This is a genomic window from Maricaulis maris, from assembly GCF_003634045.1.
Classification (GTDB): Bacteria; Pseudomonadota; Alphaproteobacteria; order Caulobacterales; family Maricaulaceae; genus Maricaulis; species Maricaulis maris.
Genome location: NZ_RBIM01000005.1, coordinates 150,762 through 166,827 on the forward strand (window position 1 = coordinate 150,762; position 16,066 = coordinate 166,827).

Below are 16,066 nucleotides of genomic sequence, written 5' to 3' on the forward strand. Positions count from 1 at the left end.
TCAACCCTAATCCCTCTAGTGACTGGAGGTTCAAGGGGCGATGTCAGATTTTTCCATAGGCACGCTTTCGCGCAAGACCGGTGTGAAAATTCCCACCATCCGATACTATGAATCGATCGGTATGCTGGACGAGCCCGGGCGGTCGCCGGGTGGTCAGCGGCGCTATGACGGCGCCCATCTGGAACAATTGCGCTTCATACGCCATGGCCGCGATCTTGGCTTCGGGCTGGATGATCTGCGAGCCCTGCAGGACCTGTCACGTCAGCCCGAGCGGTCCTGTGAGGCGGCGGACCGGATCGCGCGTCAGCAATTGGCCGATGTCGAGCGGCGGTTGGCCGGTCTGGCCGCCGTCAAGCAGGCGCTGGAGGGTATGATTGCCCAATGCTCACACGGGGTGATGGATGATTGCCGGGTCATTCAGACCCTGTCCGATCACGGCCTGTGCGATGTCGAGCACTCACCCGATGGTCAGACGCCGAGGAAGGCCGGGTGATAATGCAGGCTGGCGACACCTGACCGCGGTGGCGGCCCGTTCAGTGCTCGGACCTGGAAGGCCGCCGCGAACTGCCCGTCCGGATCACCGGCCCAGGACCAGTTCCAACTGGCCGCCGCCGTGAAACCGAAGCGCTGGTAGTAATCCGGCTCACCCAACACGACACACCAGGGCACGCCTAGCGTTGTCAGATAGCTGATGCCAGCCTCGATCAGCGCCACGCCGATGCCGCGAGCCTGATGCTCCGGGATGACCGCAACCGGGCCAAGGCCGACGCCGTGCCGCTCGCTGCCATCATCGCAGCGCGCCGTGACCGGTGAGAACATGACGCAGCCCACGACTTGGCCGTGATCTTCCGCCACCAGTTCAAGCGTGTCGGCGTCGGCAGCCCGCAAAGCCGTGACGAGGCGCGCTTCGCCCGGACCCGGGAAAGCGGCTTTCAGCAGGGTGTCGACGCCGGTTTCATCATCGGGTGAAAAGGCCCGAATCTGCATCAGAACGGCAGCCAGGCGCGGCGGCGGGAATAGGCGAGATAGCCGATATTCGCGCCCGCCCGCAGGCCAACACCCGAGCGGATCGGGGCCAGGGTCACGTCGTCGGCACGCTGGTAATTCACGCCCAGACCGGCAACGAAATAGGCCGTGCCCTCAACACCCGGGAAGCGTTGATAGAGCCGGTCCACATCGTCGAGATTATAGACCAGCACAAAGACCCGGCTGGCATTGCCACCGGCGTCAAAGCCGATCGACGGGCCGCGCCAATAGACTTTCTGCCGCTCGGAGAGGCCGCGCAGGGTCAGATAGCCTTCGCCATAGCGCAGGCCGATGCCCGCAGCGCCGGCGACTTCCTCGCCCGCGATATAGCCGACCGGTCGTCCGAGATCGGAAAACACGCGTTCCAGGGCGCTGGCAGCCGCCTCGGCGGTGACGCCGAAGAAGTCGGACACCGCATCGACGATCTCGTCCTGGGAATAGGCGTCGACCGGTTCGGAATACTCGCTCGGCTGGCCGTAATCGGTGGTCTGGCGGTCCTGCGCCATGACCGGCGCGGGTACGCCGAGGGCAAGCGCAGCGATGACAGTCATGAGGGCACGCATGGAAAACTCCACTGGCAATTAGGACCTGTTGCTTCTGACAGGCGAATACGGCGACAGAGCGGCGAAAGGGTTATGGCTTCGTTAACGTCGCCGGACGACCGTGACATGATGAAGCGTCGCGGGTGAAGCAAGGGCAGGCATACGGCATGGCGAAACAGGAACATGGTGTGATGGCCGCGAGGCTGGCGGATGGGTGACATGCTCGCCATTCGCGGCGGCGGTGCGGTCTGGTTTGCCAGCAATTCGGTGCGCCATCCCGGCGAGGTCCAGCACGTCGAGCGGCATGAGGCGGTGACCGGTGACACCACCGAACGTCTCGCCTGTACTCATATCGGGATCGACCAAGTTGCAGACCGTCAAGCGGTCACCCTGTCCCGCCCGGATGGCGTATGGGGCGCGGAAATGGGTGTCAATGCGGCCGGCGTCGTGGTCAGCCACAAGGCGGTGCACTCGCGGCGGGTGATGAAAAAGGGGGCGGCGCTTCTCGGGATGGATCTGGTCCGGCTCGGGTTGGAACGCAGCAGTTCGGCGCATGAGGCCGCCGCGATCATCATCCATCTGCTTGAAACACATGGACAAGGCGGGCCTGCCGGCTGGCGCGGCCGGGGTCATCGTCATGACAGCAATTTCCTGATCGCCGACGCCGCCGAGATACTGGTTCTGGAGACATGCGGGCGCGAGTGGCGCTTGGACCGGGTCCGAAATCATGCCGCGATCTCGAATGCCTATTCACTGGAAGGCCCGGTGACCATGGCATCAGAGGGTGCACCCACTGACGGTTTTGGTGCCGATGATGAAGCCTGGCTGCGGCGGCATTTCGGGCGGGCAACCGCGCGCCGGGCGGCCGCACTGACCCGGCTCGAGGGGTTGGAAACGCCCGGCTTTCAGGGGCTTGCTGCAATCCTGCGGCATCATGATCGCGGTGATGGTTTCACCCCGGGGTCCAAGCGGGATCTTTGTCAGCATCATGGTGGGTTTCTTCGTCAGGATCATGCTGTCAACGCGATGCTTGCTCGCCTTGCGCCCGATGCGCCACCGGCGATCGCGATCACCGCAACCAAGACGCCATGCATCTCGCTCTTCCGGCCGATCACTTTCGACGCGTCCGCCAGTCTGCTCGACCCCGCCCTGTGGGCCCAGGGCGCGGCCCGGCACGACGCTCTGGCGCGTGATCCGGCGGCTCGCGAGCAAATGCGCAACCGGATCGCCGCCGCCGAGACTCATATCCTGACCGCCCTCGAAGCCGGCCGGGCCGATATTGCCGAGACCTTGGTCGCGGCTTGGGACGAGCATGATCTTGCGGTCGGGGGGCGCGAGCCCGATGCGCCAACTGTTGCTGCCGACTGATGGGCGGATCGTTTCAGGGTGCAGATGGTGAAATCTTCATTTTTGCAACGGCCCGCGGACCGTTAGTGTGCGGCAATAATTTTTCGGGGAGCATTTCACATGCGCAAACTAATGATGATCACCGCGAGCACGGCCGCACTTTTTGCCGCCGCCTGCACGCCCGCTGACGAGACCGTCGAGACGGATGAGACCAGCGCGATGACCGAGGCGGCAATGACCGAGACGAACGAGACCGAAGCCGCTGAAGTCGCGAGTTTCGACAACCCGCTTCTGGCGGAATGGACCGGCCCCTATGGCGGCACGCCGGACTTCGACAATGCCAGCCTCGACGATCTGCGCGACGCGCTGCGTGAAGGCATGGCGCTTAACCTGGCCGAGATCGATGCCATCGTCGCCAATCCCGAGCCGGCGAATTTCGAAAATACGATCCTCGAACTCGAGCGGGCCGGTGCGCCGCTGGGCCGGGTCTTCTCCTATTGGGGCATCTGGTCGTCGAACATGTCGTCGCCGGAATTCCGCGATATCCAGCGTGAAATGTCCTCCGAACTGTCGGCCTTCAGCTCGCAGATCACCCAGAATGAAGCGCTTTTTGCCCGGGTCCGTGCGGTCCATGATGGCGCCGAGATGCAGACGTTGACGCCGGAGCAACAGCGCGTCGTGGTGCTGACCTATGACGGGTTCGCCCGCAATGGCGCAACGCTGGAAGGCGAAGCCGCCGAACGTTATGCCGCGATCAATGCCCGTCTGGCCGAGCTGCACACTGATTTTGCCAATAACGTGCTCAATGATGAGGGCGATTACGTCACCTATCTGACGGCGGATCAGCTTTCCGGCCTTCCGGCCGACTTCGTGGCCGCGTCAGCTGCCGCCGCTGCCACGCGCGGGCGTGAGGGCGAATACGCCATCACCAACACCCGCTCCTCGATGGATCCTTTCCTGACCTTTTCCGACGAACGCGATCTGCGCGAGCAGGTGTGGACCAATTATTATTCGCGTGGCGACAATGGCGGCGAGTTCGACAATAACGCCATCATCACCGAGATCCTGCAGCTGCGCGACGAGCGTGTCGGCCTTTTGGGCTATGACAATTACGCCTCCTGGCGTCTGGAGAACCGCATGGCCGGCACGCCCGAGCGGGCCATGGAGTTGATGGAAGGCGTATGGACAGCCGCCGTCGCGCGCATCGAGGAAGAAGTCGCCGACATGCAGGCGCTCGCCGATGCCAATGGCGATGACATCACCATCCAGCCCTGGGACTATCGCTATTATGCCGAGCAGGTCCGCTCGGCCCGCTACGACCTCGACAGTGAAGAGGTGAAGCAATACCTGCAGCTCGATAATCTGCGCGAAGGCATGTTCTACGTCGCTGGCGAACTGTTCGGCTTTGCCTTCCGTGAACTGCCGGAGGGCGAGGTGTCGGTCTGGCACCCATCCGTGCGCGTGTGGGAAGTCACCAATCGCGACACCGGCGCCAATGTCGGCCTGTGGTATCTCGATCCCTTCGCCCGTCAGGGCAAGCGGTCCGGCGCCTGGGCCAATTCCTTCCGCTCACACACCACGATTGATGGCCAGACCAATGTGCTGGCCACCAATAACTCGAACTTTGTTGAGGGCGCCCCGGGCGAGCCGGTGCTCGTCTCCTTCGACGATGCGACGACCTTCTTCCACGAATTCGGTCATGCGCTTCATTACCTGTCCTCCAATGTCGATTATCCGACCCTGAATGGCGGCGTGCGCGACTACACTGAATTCCAGTCGCAATTGCTCGAGCGTTGGGTGCTCACCGATCCGGTGGTCAACAACTACCTGACCCATGTCGAAACCGGCGAGCCGATGCCGCAAGCCCTGATCGAGCGCATCCGTGCGGCGGCCAATTTCAACCAGGGTTTCTCGACCGGCGAGTATCTCGCCTCGGCCCTGATGGACATGGTCTATCACACCACCGACCCGGCCGAGATGAGCGATCCGGACACGTTTGAGCGGGAGACCCTGGCGCGTCTCGGCATGCCGGATGAGATCGTGATGCGTCACCGTTCGCCGCATTTCGGGCATATCTTCTCGGGCGAAGGCTATTCGGCCGGCTATTACGGATACATGTGGGCGGATGTCCTCACCGCCGACGCTGCCGAAGCCTTCCAGGAAGCACCGGGTGGTTTCTATGATCCGGAGGTTTCGGCCCGCCTGGTCGAATATCTCTTCGCCCCGCGCAATTCGATGGATCCGGCCGAGGCTTATCGCCTCTTCCGCGGCCGCGATGCCGACGTGTCAGCCCTGATGCGTGATCGCGGTTTCCCGGTCACCGAATAGGCGACAGGTCATCCTGATGAACAGGGCCGGCGGGGCAATCCGCCGGCCTTTTTCATGGGTGATCAGTCTGGCGGGTCGGTCACCCCGAAATGCGGGCCGGCGCCCAGGCCGGCGAGGCGGTCGCGGGGATTGTAGAGCTGGCAGGCTTTCAGGGAGAGGCAGCCGCAGCCGATACAACTGTCCAGCCGTCCACGCATTTGCGTCAGCGCATCAATCTGCTGGTCGAGGCGATCCTTGAGGCTGGCACTGATTCGCGCCCAATCGGATTGGGTTGGCGTGCGCCGGTCGGGCAGGGAGGTCAGCGCATCGCCGATCTCGCGAATGGACAGCCCCAGTTTCTGGGCGATCAGGATGAAGGAAATGCGCCGGACATCGGCGCGCTTGAAACGGCGTTGTCCGCCCGTATTGCGGGTCGGCTGGACCAGCCCCTTGTCCTCATAAAAACGGATGGCCGACACGGCAACACCGGTGCGTTCGGCCAGCTGCCCGATGGACAGGGGATCTGCGGCCGTGGGGGATGTGACTTTTTCCGAATGCAAAGCTTGACCTCAACTTAGGTTGAGCAACTATCTCACAGCCTGTTCAAGCGGCCAAGCCGGTCGCGGTACAGGAGATTTTCATGACAGATGCGATGCTCGAACACGTCAATGTGACGGTCACCGACCCTCAAGCCACCGCCCGCCGCCTGACCGAATGGTTTGGCTGGCAGGTGCGCTGGCATGGCCCGGCCAAGAATGGTGGTACCGCCTACCATGTTGGCGGCGAGGCCAGTTATGTCGCCGTCTACGCCTATCCCGAGCCGACCGATATGCCGACCGGGCGGCTCAACCATATTGGCGTTCTGGTCGATGATCTCGACGCCGCCGAGGCGCGGATCAAGGCCAGTGGCATCCACACCCACTCCCATGCCGACTATGAACCGGGCCGGCGTTTCTATTTTGACGATCCGGACGGGATCGAGTTCGAAGTGATCAGCTACGCCTGATCCGGCGACGGATTTCATTGGCAGGCGGGGCCGTTGCCGTTAGCGTCCCGGCATGGACGATCTTTACGCCCCGCCTTCCACTGACAGAACGGATCCGAAACGCCCCTTGGCCGCGGCCCGGGCGCTCGACCCGACGCGCTATGTCGGGGCGGAAGCGCTGGCCCTTGATCAGCGCGAAATCCTGTCGCGCGGCTGGCAGGTCGTGGCGCCGGCCAGTGCGCTGTCCGAACCCGGGGATCATATCGTGCGCGAGATCGGCGGCGTGCCGATCCTGCTGGTGCGCAATGGCGAGGGCCGGCTCAACGGGTTTTTGAACATCTGTCGCCACCGCGCCGGACCGCTCGCCCTGTGCGATGGCGAGGGCGCCAAGCGTCTGCGCTGCGCCTATCACGGCTGGGCCTATGACCTCGATGGACACCTACGCACGGCGCCGGAGATGCAGGCCGCCGACGGGTTTGATCATCGGGACATCGCGCTGGAGCGCATCGAGACTGAAGTCTGGAACGGACTGGTTTTCGCCCGCACGCGCCTCGGGCCGGGTTTTGCCGACATCATGGCCGGGATCGACGATATTGTGCCGACCGGCGCGCTGGACGGGCTCAACCACCATCACAGCCGGATTTATGACGTGGCCTGCAACTGGAAGGTCTATGTCGACAATTATCTCGAAGGCTATCACCTGCCCTTCGTCCATCCCGACCTGACCCAGGTCGTTTCTTATCCCGACTACAAGACCGAGCTGGCGCGCTTCTGGTCCCTGCAACGCTCGCCGGTCGACGCCGAGACCGAGGCCTATGCGGCCGGTGAGGCGCTCTATTTCTTCATTTATCCCAATACCATGCTCAACATCCTGCCGGGCCGCATGCAAACCAATCGCGTGGTGGCCAACGGGCCGGATGCCTGCCGGGTCGAGTTTGATTTCTATTATGCCGACGGCGAAGCCGGCCGGGCCGAGGCCGATGATGCTTTTTCCGACAGCGTCCAGGACGAGGATCGCATGATCTGCGAACACGTCCAGAAAGGCCTCGCCTCCGGCGCCTACCAGCCCGGTCGGCTCTCGCCCGACCAGGAGGCCGGCGTCTGGCATTGGCACAATCTGCTACGGGATGCCTACGCCGCTTGTGGCTGACGGGTTCTGCGTCCGGGGGGACAGACGACCATGACAGACCACAAGACGGCAGCGCAGGACGCTGCATCGCTCGCCAAGCCGGCGCACAAGACGATCGGCTTTTGGGGCTGCTGGTCCCTGGTGGTGGGGATCATGATCGGATCCGGCATTTTCATGCTGCCCGCCGTCCTCGCCCCCTACGGCTTGATGGGGTTTTCCGGCTGGCTGGTGACGGCCGGCGGCTCGATCCTGCTGGCGCTGGTGCTGGGCCGGCTCGCCCATCGCACCACCCGGACGGGTGGTCCGATCGCCTTTGCCCATGACGCTTTCGGCGACCTCACCGGCTTTCTCGTCGCCTGGGGTTATTGGGCCTCCTACTGGATTTCCATCCCCGCTGTCGCGATTGCCTTTGTCGGCTATCTGACTGTCTTCATCCCGGCCCTGAGCGCTTCGCCGATGGCCCAGATGGGTTGCGGGCTGGCGCTGATCTGGGGGTTGGGCCTGATCTCGCTGCACGGCATCCGCGATGCCAGCATCGTGCAATTATTGACCACGATCCTGAAACTGGTGCCGATCTTCGTGGTGATCGGCGTCGGTTTCTTCACCGGCGATGTCGCCAACCTGCCCGAGATCAATCCGTCCGGTGGCGGTTTCTTCCCGGTGCTGGCCGCGACCGCGCTCTTGACCATGTGGGCCTTTGCCGGCCTCGAAGCGGGAACCGTGCCGGCCGGTGATGTCCGCGATGCCGCCCGCACCGTTCCGCGCGCGACGGTGGTCGGCACAATCACGGTCGCCCTCATCTACATCGCCGCGACCGCTGCGGTCATGCTGGTTGTGCCGGCTGCCGACCTGGCCAGCTCCACCTCGCCCTTCTCCGATGCGGCCCGTGTCCTGGGTAGCTGGGGCCCCGGCCTGATTGCCATCGGGGCGATGGTGTCCACGGCCGGGGCGCTCAACGGCATCATTTTCCTGTCCGGCCAGATGCCGATGGCTCTGGCGCTGGACCGGCTGGCACCCGCTGCCCTGGGTCGACGCAACAAGGGCGGCGCGCCACAACTCTCCCTCCTCCTGTCGCTGGGGCTGGGTTCGATCCTGCTGGTCGCCAATTACTCGCGCGGCCTGGTAGGCACCTTCACCTTCCTGGCGATGATGAGCACGGTCTGCCTCCTGCTGCCGCTGCTGGTCAGCGCGGTGGCCGAGCTACGCCATTCATGGCGATCCGCCAGAGGCTGGGCCATCATCGCCCTCGCCGCTGGCGCCTATGCGGCCTTCGCCGTCCTGGGTTCCGGTCTCGAAGTGCTCGCCTGGGGTGGTGTTCTGATCCTGGCTGGCTTGCCGGCCTACTGGCTGGGCAAGCCAAGGCGCGAGGCAGGCGTCCCCTGACTTGACGGGCCAGGGCAGCCGCCGGGCGGCATTGGGAACGATGAGGCCCGTTGCCGTCAGCCAGTGAACGGCTTGGGCGGCGCCGAAAACAGACCATAGGCCAGCGTCGAGGCGTAATAGGCGAAGGCGGTATCGGGATCGACACCCCGGACCCAGTCGCGCAGGTCATAGGCCGAGTTGAGGGCGCCCATGATCGCCTGGCTGGCGACCAGCGGGTCGACAGGCCGGACCGAGCCTTCGGTGATGCCGTCGATCATCATGCCGGCGAAGCGGCGCGCCATCCGGTTGGAACGGTCGAGCACATCATTGCGCAAATCATTCGGCAGGGCCTGCAAGGCAGTCGTTCGCAGCAGCGGGAATTCACTGAATAGCTGCACATTGAGCAGTGTCGCGATGGAGGAGGACAATTGCTGCCACTGATTTCCGCCAGCCTTGGTGGCGGCGCGCTGGACCAGCGACACGCGGCCATAGGAGCGGCGGAAGCATTCCAGCACCAGCTCGTCCTTGGCCTCCAGATGGTGGTAGAAACTGCCCTTGGTGACATTGAGTTCCGAGGCAATCTGTTCGACCGAGGCGCCGCGATAGCCGCGCTCATTGATCAGGAAGGTGGCGGCGCGGGCGAAATTGCCCGGCATGCCCTCGATCCCGACCTTCAGCTCCGACTCATCGATTGGCAGGAGTTCGGGCGCCCACTTGGCACCGTCACGAGCGATGCCATGCTCGAAGATCTCGACCATGCGGTGGATGACGCGGTCATAATCGCCGGTGGAATACTGCGACAGCCAGGCTGGCAGCCAGAACATGTTCTGGACCAGGACATGGGCGCGGATCGTCCCGAGGATTTTCTCTTCCGGAGTCCTGGGCGCGTCGAAAAACGTCCGCAGCTTGCGGAAGACCTGCACATAGCGCGCGGTCAATTCGCTGCCGAAGGGCTCGTTGAGGGCGCGGATGTCGGAGATCACCGCAATCGGCCGCTCGATCTCGGCATTGATGCGGGCCTGCAGGTCGAAATTGAGACGGACATACCGCTCGACCCGCGCTTGCGGCGTCGGCTCGGCGGCGGCTTCCGCGACCAGGGCTTCGATGCGTTCAAGCGCGCGTTCGAGCACGGCGGCCGCCAGCAATTCCTTGCGTTTGAAATAATAGGTGATGCTGGTTGTGTTGAGTTGAACCAGCTGGGCGACGTCAACAAATGTCATGCCGCGCACGCCATGCCGGTTGATCAGCGTGGCGGCGGCGTCGAGGATCAGCTCGCGCTTCTGGTGGAAGCGGCGGGTCTTCGCCGAGTCGATGGTTTTCGGAGTCGCATTCATATCATTCGCTTAGCAGAGTTTGTTGATATCGTCACGCGATCGGGCGCGCGCGCTGCCTTGATCTCCCTTCTGGCACGATAGCAAAATCGGTATGGATTTCTCCAGTCCGGGTGAGCTTTATGAAGTGGTTATGAAAAAACGACTTCATGCGTCATCTGCCAACTTGCGTCGCCGCATTCTAACCATTTACCGAGGAAACGGTATGGTCTAACTTTGCTGCAGCGCGAGATCGCGCGCACGGATTATCACAATCGGGACAGACCATGACTGCAGCGACAGCGACGCCGCCGCGCGACGAGATGGATTTGCAACGCCTTGAGACTTGGCTGGCTGGCCGGATCGACGGCTTCGCGGGGCCGGTTCGGCTCGCCAAGTTTCCCGGCGGCCAGTCCAACCCGACCTATCGTCTTGATGCGGGCGACCGGTCCTATGTGTTGCGCCGGAAACCGTTCGGTCCGACCCTGCCATCGGCGCACGCGGTTGATCGCGAGCATCGCCTGATCGCCGCCCTTCACCCGACCGGCTTCCCGGTTGCCCGGCCGGTTGCCCTGTGTGAGGACGACACGGTGATCGGGTCGATCTTCTATGTGATGGAATTGGTCGATGGGCGCTCGCTTGCCGATGGCTCGCTGCCCAATGAAACACCGCAGGCCCGCGGGGAGATGTATCGCGGGCTGACCACCGCGCTGGCCGATCTTCACAATATCGACCCGGTGGCGGCGGGTTTGGGCGATTATGGTCGGCCGGGCAATTATTTCGAACGCCAAGTCGGTCGCTGGACCAAGCAGTACCGGGCCTCTCAGACCGACGACATCCCCGAGGTGGAAGGGCTGATCGACTATCTGCCGCGCACCGTGCCGGAACAGACCCGCACCTCGATCATCCATGGCGACTACCGCATCGATAATGCCCTGTTCGAACCGGAGGGAACCCGCATCAAGGCGGTCCTCGACTGGGAACTTTCAACGCTCGGCGATCCGCTGGCTGACTTCACCTACTACGCCATGCAGTGGGCGATGCCGGCGGAGGCAGGCGGGGCCGGGCTCGACGGGATCGATTTCCAGGCCTCCGGCATTCCGACCCTGGATGAGACCGTGGCGCTTTATTGCGATCTCACCGGGCGCGACAGCGTGCCGGCGATGGACTGGTATTTCGCCTATAACCTGTTCCGCTTGGTCGGCATCGTCCAGGGCATCAAGAAGCGGATCATCGACGGCAATGCCTCCAGCGACAAGGCCGAGGCGACCGTCGCGCGCCTGGTGCCGTTGGCAGTCAGTGCCTGGGATTTCGCCCGCCGTGCTGGTGCCTGAGCCGGGCCTGCTGCCGGCGTCAAATCCGTAACGACACACGATCGGGGAAAGTCACATGTCCATGTTCAGCCTGGCGGGCAAGGTCGCCATTATCACCGGGGCCGCATCCGGTATCGGTCGTGCTTCGGCCCTCTTGTTTGCCGAGGCCGGCGCCAAAATCCTGGCCTGTGACCGCTCGCCGGATGTGGCGGCCACGGTTGCCGCCATTGAGGCCGCCGGCGGTGAAGCGAAAGCGCTGGAAATGGATGCCGGGTCCGAGCCTGATGTGATCGGTGCCGTTGCAATGGCGGTGGAGACATTCGGTCGTCTGGACGTGGTCTATGCCAATGCCGGCATCACGGGCGGTCTTCCCGACTTTCTCGACACCACGGCCGACACCTTTGCCGAGGTGTTGCGCGTCAACCTGATCGGACCCTTCCTGGCCATCAAGCACGCCGCCCCGGCCTTGATGAAATCGGGTGGCGGCTCGATCATCTGCACCGCCTCGGTCGCCGGGCTGCGCTATGGCGCCGGGCCGGTGGCCTATTCAGCCTCGAAGGCGGGTGTAATCAATCTGGTCCAGCACGCCTGCCAAAGCTTGGTCGGTACCGGAATCCGGGTCAATGGGATTTGCCCTGGCTTGACCGAGACCGGGATGACGCAGCCCCTTTTCGACCATGCCCGCGCGGCTGGCAAAGGCGACCGGATCGGTCAGCTCAACCCGCTCCAGCGAGGCGGCCAGCCCGATGAGATTGCGGCAATGGCCCTCTTTCTCGCATCGCCGGCATCCAGCTATGTCAATGGACAGGCGATCGCGGTTGATGGCGGATTGTCGACCTCCCACCCGGTGGCGCCGTCGACCCAGCTCGCCGCCCGCGCCGCCCTCGACAAATTCAAGGATGACTGATGTCGCTGCCGCAAATCCTCGATGCCGCCCAAGTCTCCGACAACACGCTCACCGCGCAGTTACCGGACACCTGGATGCAGGGCCGGACCGCCTATGGCGGGCTGACGGCGGCGATCGCGCTGGATGCGACGCTGCGGTCGCAACCGGATCTGCCGCCGCTGCGCTCGGCGCAGATCGCCTTTGTCGGGCCGTTGGCCGGTGAAGTTGTGGTGAAGACCGAACTTCTGCGTCGCGGCCGGACGGCAGCCTTCATCGAGGCCAATGTCTATGGTGATGGCAAGCTGGGACTGAAGGCGCTGTTTGTCTTCATGATCGGTCTGGAGTCGAGTATCGACTATGCTGAAGACGCGCGGCCGGAAGTCCCCGATTTTGCTGACGCCGCCCCGGCCATGGCCAATCCGGATCCGAAATTCTTCACCGGTCATCTGGAATACCGCCATGGCCTGGCGATCGATGAGCGCCACACGCCGGACTTCATGCGCTGGGTGCGTCTGAGGGAGCGTGACGGCCTGCATCCGATGGTCGAGCTGATGGCGATCGGTGACGCCTTGCCGCCGGCCGCCATGGCCCTATTCGAAAAGCCGGGTCCGATCAGCTCGATGACCTGGCAGATCAATCTCTTGACCGCCGAACCGGTGACCACGGATGGCTGGTGGCTCAGTCGTTCCACCGCCGACCTTGCCCGCCATGGCTCGTCCAGCCAGCTCATGCTGCTCTGGAATGCCGACCGCGAGCCGGTCATCACCGGCATGCAGAGCGTCGCAATCTTTGTCTGATCTGTGATGAAAACAGGGCGAACCGCTTGGTCCGCCCTGTTCCCGTCCGTCGCCCCGGCCCCGGGGCGGTATGGTTTGTCCTATCGACCGTGTGCGGCCGCCTGGCTGCTGACCAGGTCGATCAGATCGCCTTGCGCGATACCGACATCGAGCAGGTGCAGGCCCCAATCAGCCAGGATGACGCCATTGGCCACAACGTCGCCGACAATGTCGTCGGTGCGTGGATCGGACGGGTCGCCATGCACGGTGATGGCATAATAGCTGCCATGTTCATTGTTCAGGCATTGCCCTGTGATCATGCCGGGAACGCGCACGAAATCCGTCGAGATCGGTGCCCCACCCTCGACCCAGGGTCCGGCTTCCACAGATGAGGTGAAGGCACCATTCGTGGCCAGGTAGGCTACCAGATGGGCGTCGGAATTGCCGGCCAGATCGCCGGGATTGGTGCAGGCCACCTCGACCGCGGGATCCGGCAGTTTGCCAAAGCGCGAGGCCTCCGGCGGCGGGGCGTCGCTGCGGAAGGAAACATAGCCGATGAAACAGCCGGTTTCCTCGTCCGCGCGACAGGGCGGAACGGCCTGGAATGAGCCGCCGACCGGTTGGCCCGGGGGCACGGCGATATTGTAGCCGATCAGCATGGCCGACAGCATGTTGTTCTGGATTGCCTCGCCATCGACGACACGGGCGACCAGTTGTTCCAACATGCGCGCGCCCTGGGAGTGACCGATCAGCACATAGGGGCGACCGTTATTGTCGTGCTCCATGTAGTGGGCGAAGGCAGTCTGGACGTCGAGATAGGCGGTGACGCCGTCGGCGGCGACCGGCTGGCCGGCCATCATTGAGCGCAGCGCGGTCAGCGTGACCTGCCGGTACATCGGCGCATAGGTGCGGCAGACCTCGCCGAAGCGCGCGAACTGGGCCGCGATCACGCGGTTTTCCTCGTCATTGGCGACCATGTCGGAATTTGGCGTCAAATCGTTGGAGACCGTTGGATAGACATAGAAACAGTCGACCCCCGGATCTTCGGCCGCGACAAATGGCTCGACATGCATCGATCCGTCCGCCTCGACGATCGTGGTGTCGAGATCGATCGTGCAGGCGTCCTCCCGGCCGGGTCGGCACAGCCAGTTTTCGGCGGCGTCATAATCCGGCGGTGCGTAAGTCGGCGGTTGGGCCAGCAGGGTCGTGCCTGCCATCATCAGTGTTGCGATCAGCATCGCGTCTCTCCCCTCGAAATGACCGGTTGTCCGGTTCGGTTCAGGCCTGTTCGGTCTCGAACAGGGGCTTCAATTCACTCTTGACGATCTTGCCATTGGCATTGCGCGGCAGGGTCTCCCCGGAAAACAGGATGCGCACCGGCGTCTTGAAAATGGCGAGGCGCTCGCGCACCCAGGATTTGAGCTCGTCTTCGCTGGCGCTGAGGCCCGGCGCGAGGTGGACCACGGCGGCCGGCTCCTCGCCGAGCGTGCGGTGGGGGATGCCGACCAGGGCGGCATCGGTCACGGCCGGGTGTTCGTAGAGGGCATTCTCGACCTCGCTCGAATAGATGTTTTCGCCGCCGCGGATGATCATGTCCTTGGCGCGGTCGACAATGAAGCAGAAGCCTTCCTCGTCGATCCGGGCCAGGTCGCCGGTCCGGATCCAGCCATCAATAAAGGTCTCCGCCGTCGCCTCTGGGCTATTCCAGTATCCGGCCACGATCTGCGGCCCGCGCGCCCACAGCTCTCCAACCTCGCCGACCGGTAATTCGCGGCTGCCATCAGGTGCCATGACGCGGATGTCCGACACCGCCACCGGCGGCCCGCAGCTGTCGGGACGGTTGAGATAGTCCTCCGAGGAGTGGCTGGTCACCGTCGCCGAGGTCTCGGTCATGCCCCAGCCATTGCCGGGCAGGGCGCCGAAGACATCCTTGATCTTTCGCACCAGTTCCGGTGCCGAAGGCGCGCCTCCATAGGTGATCGCCTCAAGCGAGGACAGGTCATACTTGTCGCGATCGGGGTGTTCGATCAGCTGCCAGGCAATTGTCGGCACGCCGCCGGTCGTGTTGACCTTCTCACGCTCAATAATCTGGAAGGCCTTCACCACGTCCCATTTCGGCATGAAGACCATTGTGTGTCCGGCGAAGACTGCGCCCATCAGCCCGGCATTGCAGGCGGTGACGTGGAACAGTGGGATCACTGTCAGCATGACTTTGGGCGATGGCGCCGGCGGCGCCTCGCCACGCCGCAGGCAGGTGCGGGCGCCGGAAAAGGCTGACGACAGAATGTTGGTGAGGATATTGCGATGTGTGCCCAGCGCCCCTTTCGGATTGCCGGTCGTGCCGCTGGTGTAGAAAATCGTGGCCGGATCGTCGGGCGCAATATCGACATCCGGCAGATCGCCCTCGGGCAGGCCGGAATAACGGTCCGGCGTGCCGATCAGGTCCTCCAGCCGACGGGCTGGCGCATCCGGCGCGGCATCGCCGCGACTGACCAGGACATGTTTGAGATCCGGCAGACCGTTCGTTTCCGGGCCGATCCGATCCCAGCGCTCGGCATCACAGATCAGCGCTCTGGCGCCGGAATCCTTCAACCCGTAGGCCAGTTCCGCACCGGTCCACCAGGCATTCAGCGGTACGATGATCGCGCCCAGGCTGGTGACGGCGAAAAAGGCGACCGGCCATTCCGGCAGGTTTCGCATGGCCAGTCCGACACGGTCGCCCTGGCCGATGCCCATCGCCGCGAGTTCGGCAGCAAGGGCGCGGGTGGCGCGGAACCAGGCTTCATAGCTCACGCGTTCATTCTCGTGGATGGTGAAGGTGCGGCCGCCGTGATTGCGGGCGTGTGCAGCCAATTCCGGCAGGCTGCCGAGTGCGTTCTTCCAGGCGCGCGTTTCGACGCCGCGGATGGTCACGGTCTCCATCTCGAACTTTGCCCCGGGTGCACACAGCAGGGCCGTCGCCTGCTCTAGCGTGCAGGCGGGCCAGTCGGCCGGCATGCCCAAGCTCGCGACCGTTTCGGTCGCTTCTGCTTGATTTTCCATCCCCAACAAAATCCTGTTATCGGTTTGCTGCAATATTTGTT

General features: G+C 63.7%; 15 protein-coding genes. 9 read left to right on the forward strand and 6 right to left on the reverse strand.

The genetic code is table 11. The features are described 5' to 3' along the window. The first annotated feature begins 40 nt into the window (after nucleotides 1-40). Nucleotides 41-493 carry a MerR family transcriptional regulator gene (locus C7435_RS11555; protein ID WP_121211638.1) on the forward strand — a complete coding sequence of 151 codons (453 nt, stop codon included), beginning with the start codon at nucleotides 41-43 and terminating at the stop codon, nucleotides 491-493. Here the strand turns inward: C7435_RS11555 and C7435_RS11560 are convergent. Together C7435_RS11560 and C7435_RS11565 are read right to left on the reverse strand one after the other, a co-directional pair. Beyond that, complete coding sequence (locus C7435_RS11560) at nucleotides 469-987, reverse strand: GNAT family N-acetyltransferase (RefSeq protein WP_121211640.1); 519 nt, start codon at nucleotides 985-987, stop codon at nucleotides 469-471. The two genes, C7435_RS11555 and C7435_RS11560, sit on opposite strands and share 25 nt — an antisense overlap. Next, the gene (locus tag C7435_RS11565) at nucleotides 987-1,589 is read right to left on the reverse strand and encodes a DUF1134 domain-containing protein (protein WP_121211641.1); all 603 of its coding nucleotides are present in this window, start codon (nucleotides 1,587-1,589) and stop codon (nucleotides 987-989) included. The genes C7435_RS11560 and C7435_RS11565 overlap by 1 nt, the downstream gene beginning before the upstream one ends. Before the next feature lie 189 nt (nucleotides 1,590-1,778). On the opposite strand from C7435_RS11565, the gene C7435_RS11570 reads away from it, so the two are divergent. Together C7435_RS11570 and C7435_RS11575 are read left to right on the forward strand one after the other, a co-directional pair. Continuing rightward, the gene (locus tag C7435_RS11570; RefSeq protein WP_121211643.1) at nucleotides 1,779-2,936 is read left to right on the forward strand and encodes a carcinine hydrolase/isopenicillin-N N-acyltransferase family protein; all 1,158 of its coding nucleotides are present in this window, start codon (nucleotides 1,779-1,781) and stop codon (nucleotides 2,934-2,936) included. Nucleotides 2,937-3,035: 99 nt separating this feature from the next. Continuing rightward, the gene (locus C7435_RS11575; protein WP_121211645.1) at nucleotides 3,036-5,243 is read left to right on the forward strand and encodes a M3 family metallopeptidase; all 2,208 of its coding nucleotides are present in this window, start codon (nucleotides 3,036-3,038) and stop codon (nucleotides 5,241-5,243) included. 62 nt (nucleotides 5,244-5,305) lie between these two features. On the opposite strand, the gene soxR is transcribed toward C7435_RS11575, so the two are convergent. Next, nucleotides 5,306-5,782, reverse strand: a complete 477-nt coding sequence (gene soxR / locus C7435_RS11580; protein WP_121211647.1) for a redox-sensitive transcriptional activator SoxR — start codon at nucleotides 5,780-5,782, stop codon at nucleotides 5,306-5,308. Nucleotides 5,783-5,862: 80 nt separating this feature from the next. Here soxR and C7435_RS11585 point away from each other — a divergent pair, with 80 nt between their 5' ends. Genes C7435_RS11585 through C7435_RS11595 form a run of 3 tightly spaced genes read left to right on the forward strand, consistent with a single transcriptional unit; the run spans nucleotide 5,863 to nucleotide 8,719 of the window. Next, on the forward strand, nucleotides 5,863-6,228 hold the full coding sequence (locus C7435_RS11585) for a VOC family protein (RefSeq protein ID WP_121211649.1): 366 nt from the start codon (nucleotides 5,863-5,865) through the stop codon (nucleotides 6,226-6,228). Between the two features lie 52 nt (nucleotides 6,229-6,280). Next, complete coding sequence (locus C7435_RS11590; RefSeq protein WP_121211651.1) at nucleotides 6,281-7,357, forward strand: SRPBCC family protein; 1,077 nt, start codon at nucleotides 6,281-6,283, stop codon at nucleotides 7,355-7,357. A gap of 30 nt (nucleotides 7,358-7,387) precedes the next feature. Continuing rightward, nucleotides 7,388-8,719, forward strand: a complete 1,332-nt coding sequence (locus C7435_RS11595) for an APC family permease (protein ID WP_121211653.1) — start codon at nucleotides 7,388-7,390, stop codon at nucleotides 8,717-8,719. A 56-nt stretch (nucleotides 8,720-8,775) separates the two neighbouring features. Here C7435_RS11595 and C7435_RS11600 read toward each other — a convergent pair whose 3' ends face one another. Then, nucleotides 8,776-10,032: a TetR/AcrR family transcriptional regulator gene (locus C7435_RS11600; protein ID WP_075191375.1), complete on the reverse strand. Its 1,257-nt coding sequence runs from the start codon at nucleotides 10,030-10,032 to the stop codon at nucleotides 8,776-8,778. A gap of 263 nt (nucleotides 10,033-10,295) precedes the next feature. Here C7435_RS11600 and C7435_RS11605 point away from each other — a divergent pair, with 263 nt between their 5' ends. The 3 genes from C7435_RS11605 to C7435_RS11615 all read left to right on the forward strand — a co-directional run bounded on the left by C7435_RS11605 (nucleotide 10,296) and on the right by C7435_RS11615 (nucleotide 13,004). Then, a complete protein-coding gene (locus tag C7435_RS11605) occupies nucleotides 10,296-11,342 on the forward strand; it encodes a phosphotransferase family protein (RefSeq protein WP_075191374.1) in 1,047 nt (348 codons plus the stop codon). A 61-nt stretch (nucleotides 11,343-11,403) separates the two neighbouring features. Next, nucleotides 11,404-12,228, forward strand: coding sequence for an SDR family NAD(P)-dependent oxidoreductase (locus C7435_RS11610; protein WP_407658364.1), 825 nt, complete (start codon nucleotides 11,404-11,406; stop codon nucleotides 12,226-12,228). Next, nucleotides 12,228-13,004 (forward strand): thioesterase family protein, encoded by a 777-nt coding sequence (locus C7435_RS11615; protein ID WP_233350764.1) that lies wholly within the window; start codon nucleotides 12,228-12,230, stop codon nucleotides 13,002-13,004. The genes C7435_RS11610 and C7435_RS11615 overlap by 1 nt, the downstream gene beginning before the upstream one ends. Nucleotides 13,005-13,084: 80 nt before the next feature. Here the strand turns inward: C7435_RS11615 and C7435_RS11620 are convergent, their stop codons facing one another. Next, entirely contained in the window at nucleotides 13,085-14,221 is a 1,137-nt protein-coding gene (locus C7435_RS11620; RefSeq protein WP_121211658.1) for a DUF3089 domain-containing protein, read from the reverse strand. 40 nt (nucleotides 14,222-14,261) lie between these two features. Next, nucleotides 14,262-16,025, reverse strand: coding sequence for a class I adenylate-forming enzyme family protein (locus C7435_RS11625; RefSeq protein ID WP_121211660.1), 1,764 nt, complete (start codon nucleotides 16,023-16,025; stop codon nucleotides 14,262-14,264). Nucleotides 16,026-16,066 lie beyond the last annotated feature (41 nt).

Excerpts from the sequence above, each read along its gene's own strand:
- C7435_RS11565 (WP_121211641.1), bottom strand. The coding sequence starts at position 1,589 with ATGCGTGCCCTCATGACTGTCATCGCTGCGCTTGCCCTCGGCGTACCC.
- C7435_RS11615 (WP_233350764.1), top strand. The coding sequence starts at position 12,228 with ATGTCGCTGCCGCAAATCCTCGATGCCGCCCAAGTCTCCGACAACACG.
- C7435_RS11555 (WP_121211638.1), top strand. The coding sequence starts at position 41 with ATGTCAGATTTTTCCATAGGCACGCTTTCGCGCAAGACCGGTGTGAAA.
- C7435_RS11610 (WP_407658364.1), top strand. The coding sequence starts at position 11,404 with ATGTTCAGCCTGGCGGGCAAGGTCGCCATTATCACCGGGGCCGCATCC.
- C7435_RS11620 (WP_121211658.1), bottom strand. The coding sequence starts at position 14,221 with ATGCTGATCGCAACACTGATGATGGCAGGCACGACCCTGCTGGCCCAA.
- C7435_RS11570 (WP_121211643.1), top strand. The coding sequence starts at position 1,779 with ATGGGTGACATGCTCGCCATTCGCGGCGGCGGTGCGGTCTGGTTTGCC.
- C7435_RS11560 (WP_121211640.1), bottom strand. The coding sequence starts at position 987 with ATGCAGATTCGGGCCTTTTCACCCGATGATGAAACCGGCGTCGACACC.
- C7435_RS11605 (WP_075191374.1), top strand. The coding sequence starts at position 10,296 with ATGACTGCAGCGACAGCGACGCCGCCGCGCGACGAGATGGATTTGCAA.
- C7435_RS11595 (WP_121211653.1), top strand. The coding sequence starts at position 7,388 with ATGACAGACCACAAGACGGCAGCGCAGGACGCTGCATCGCTCGCCAAG.
- C7435_RS11585 (WP_121211649.1), top strand. The coding sequence starts at position 5,863 with ATGACAGATGCGATGCTCGAACACGTCAATGTGACGGTCACCGACCCT.
- C7435_RS11600 (WP_075191375.1), bottom strand. The coding sequence starts at position 10,032 with ATGAATGCGACTCCGAAAACCATCGACTCGGCGAAGACCCGCCGCTTC.
- C7435_RS11575 (WP_121211645.1), top strand. The coding sequence starts at position 3,036 with ATGCGCAAACTAATGATGATCACCGCGAGCACGGCCGCACTTTTTGCC.
- C7435_RS11625 (WP_121211660.1), bottom strand. The coding sequence starts at position 16,025 with ATGGAAAATCAAGCAGAAGCGACCGAAACGGTCGCGAGCTTGGGCATG.
- C7435_RS11590 (WP_121211651.1), top strand. The coding sequence starts at position 6,281 with ATGGACGATCTTTACGCCCCGCCTTCCACTGACAGAACGGATCCGAAA.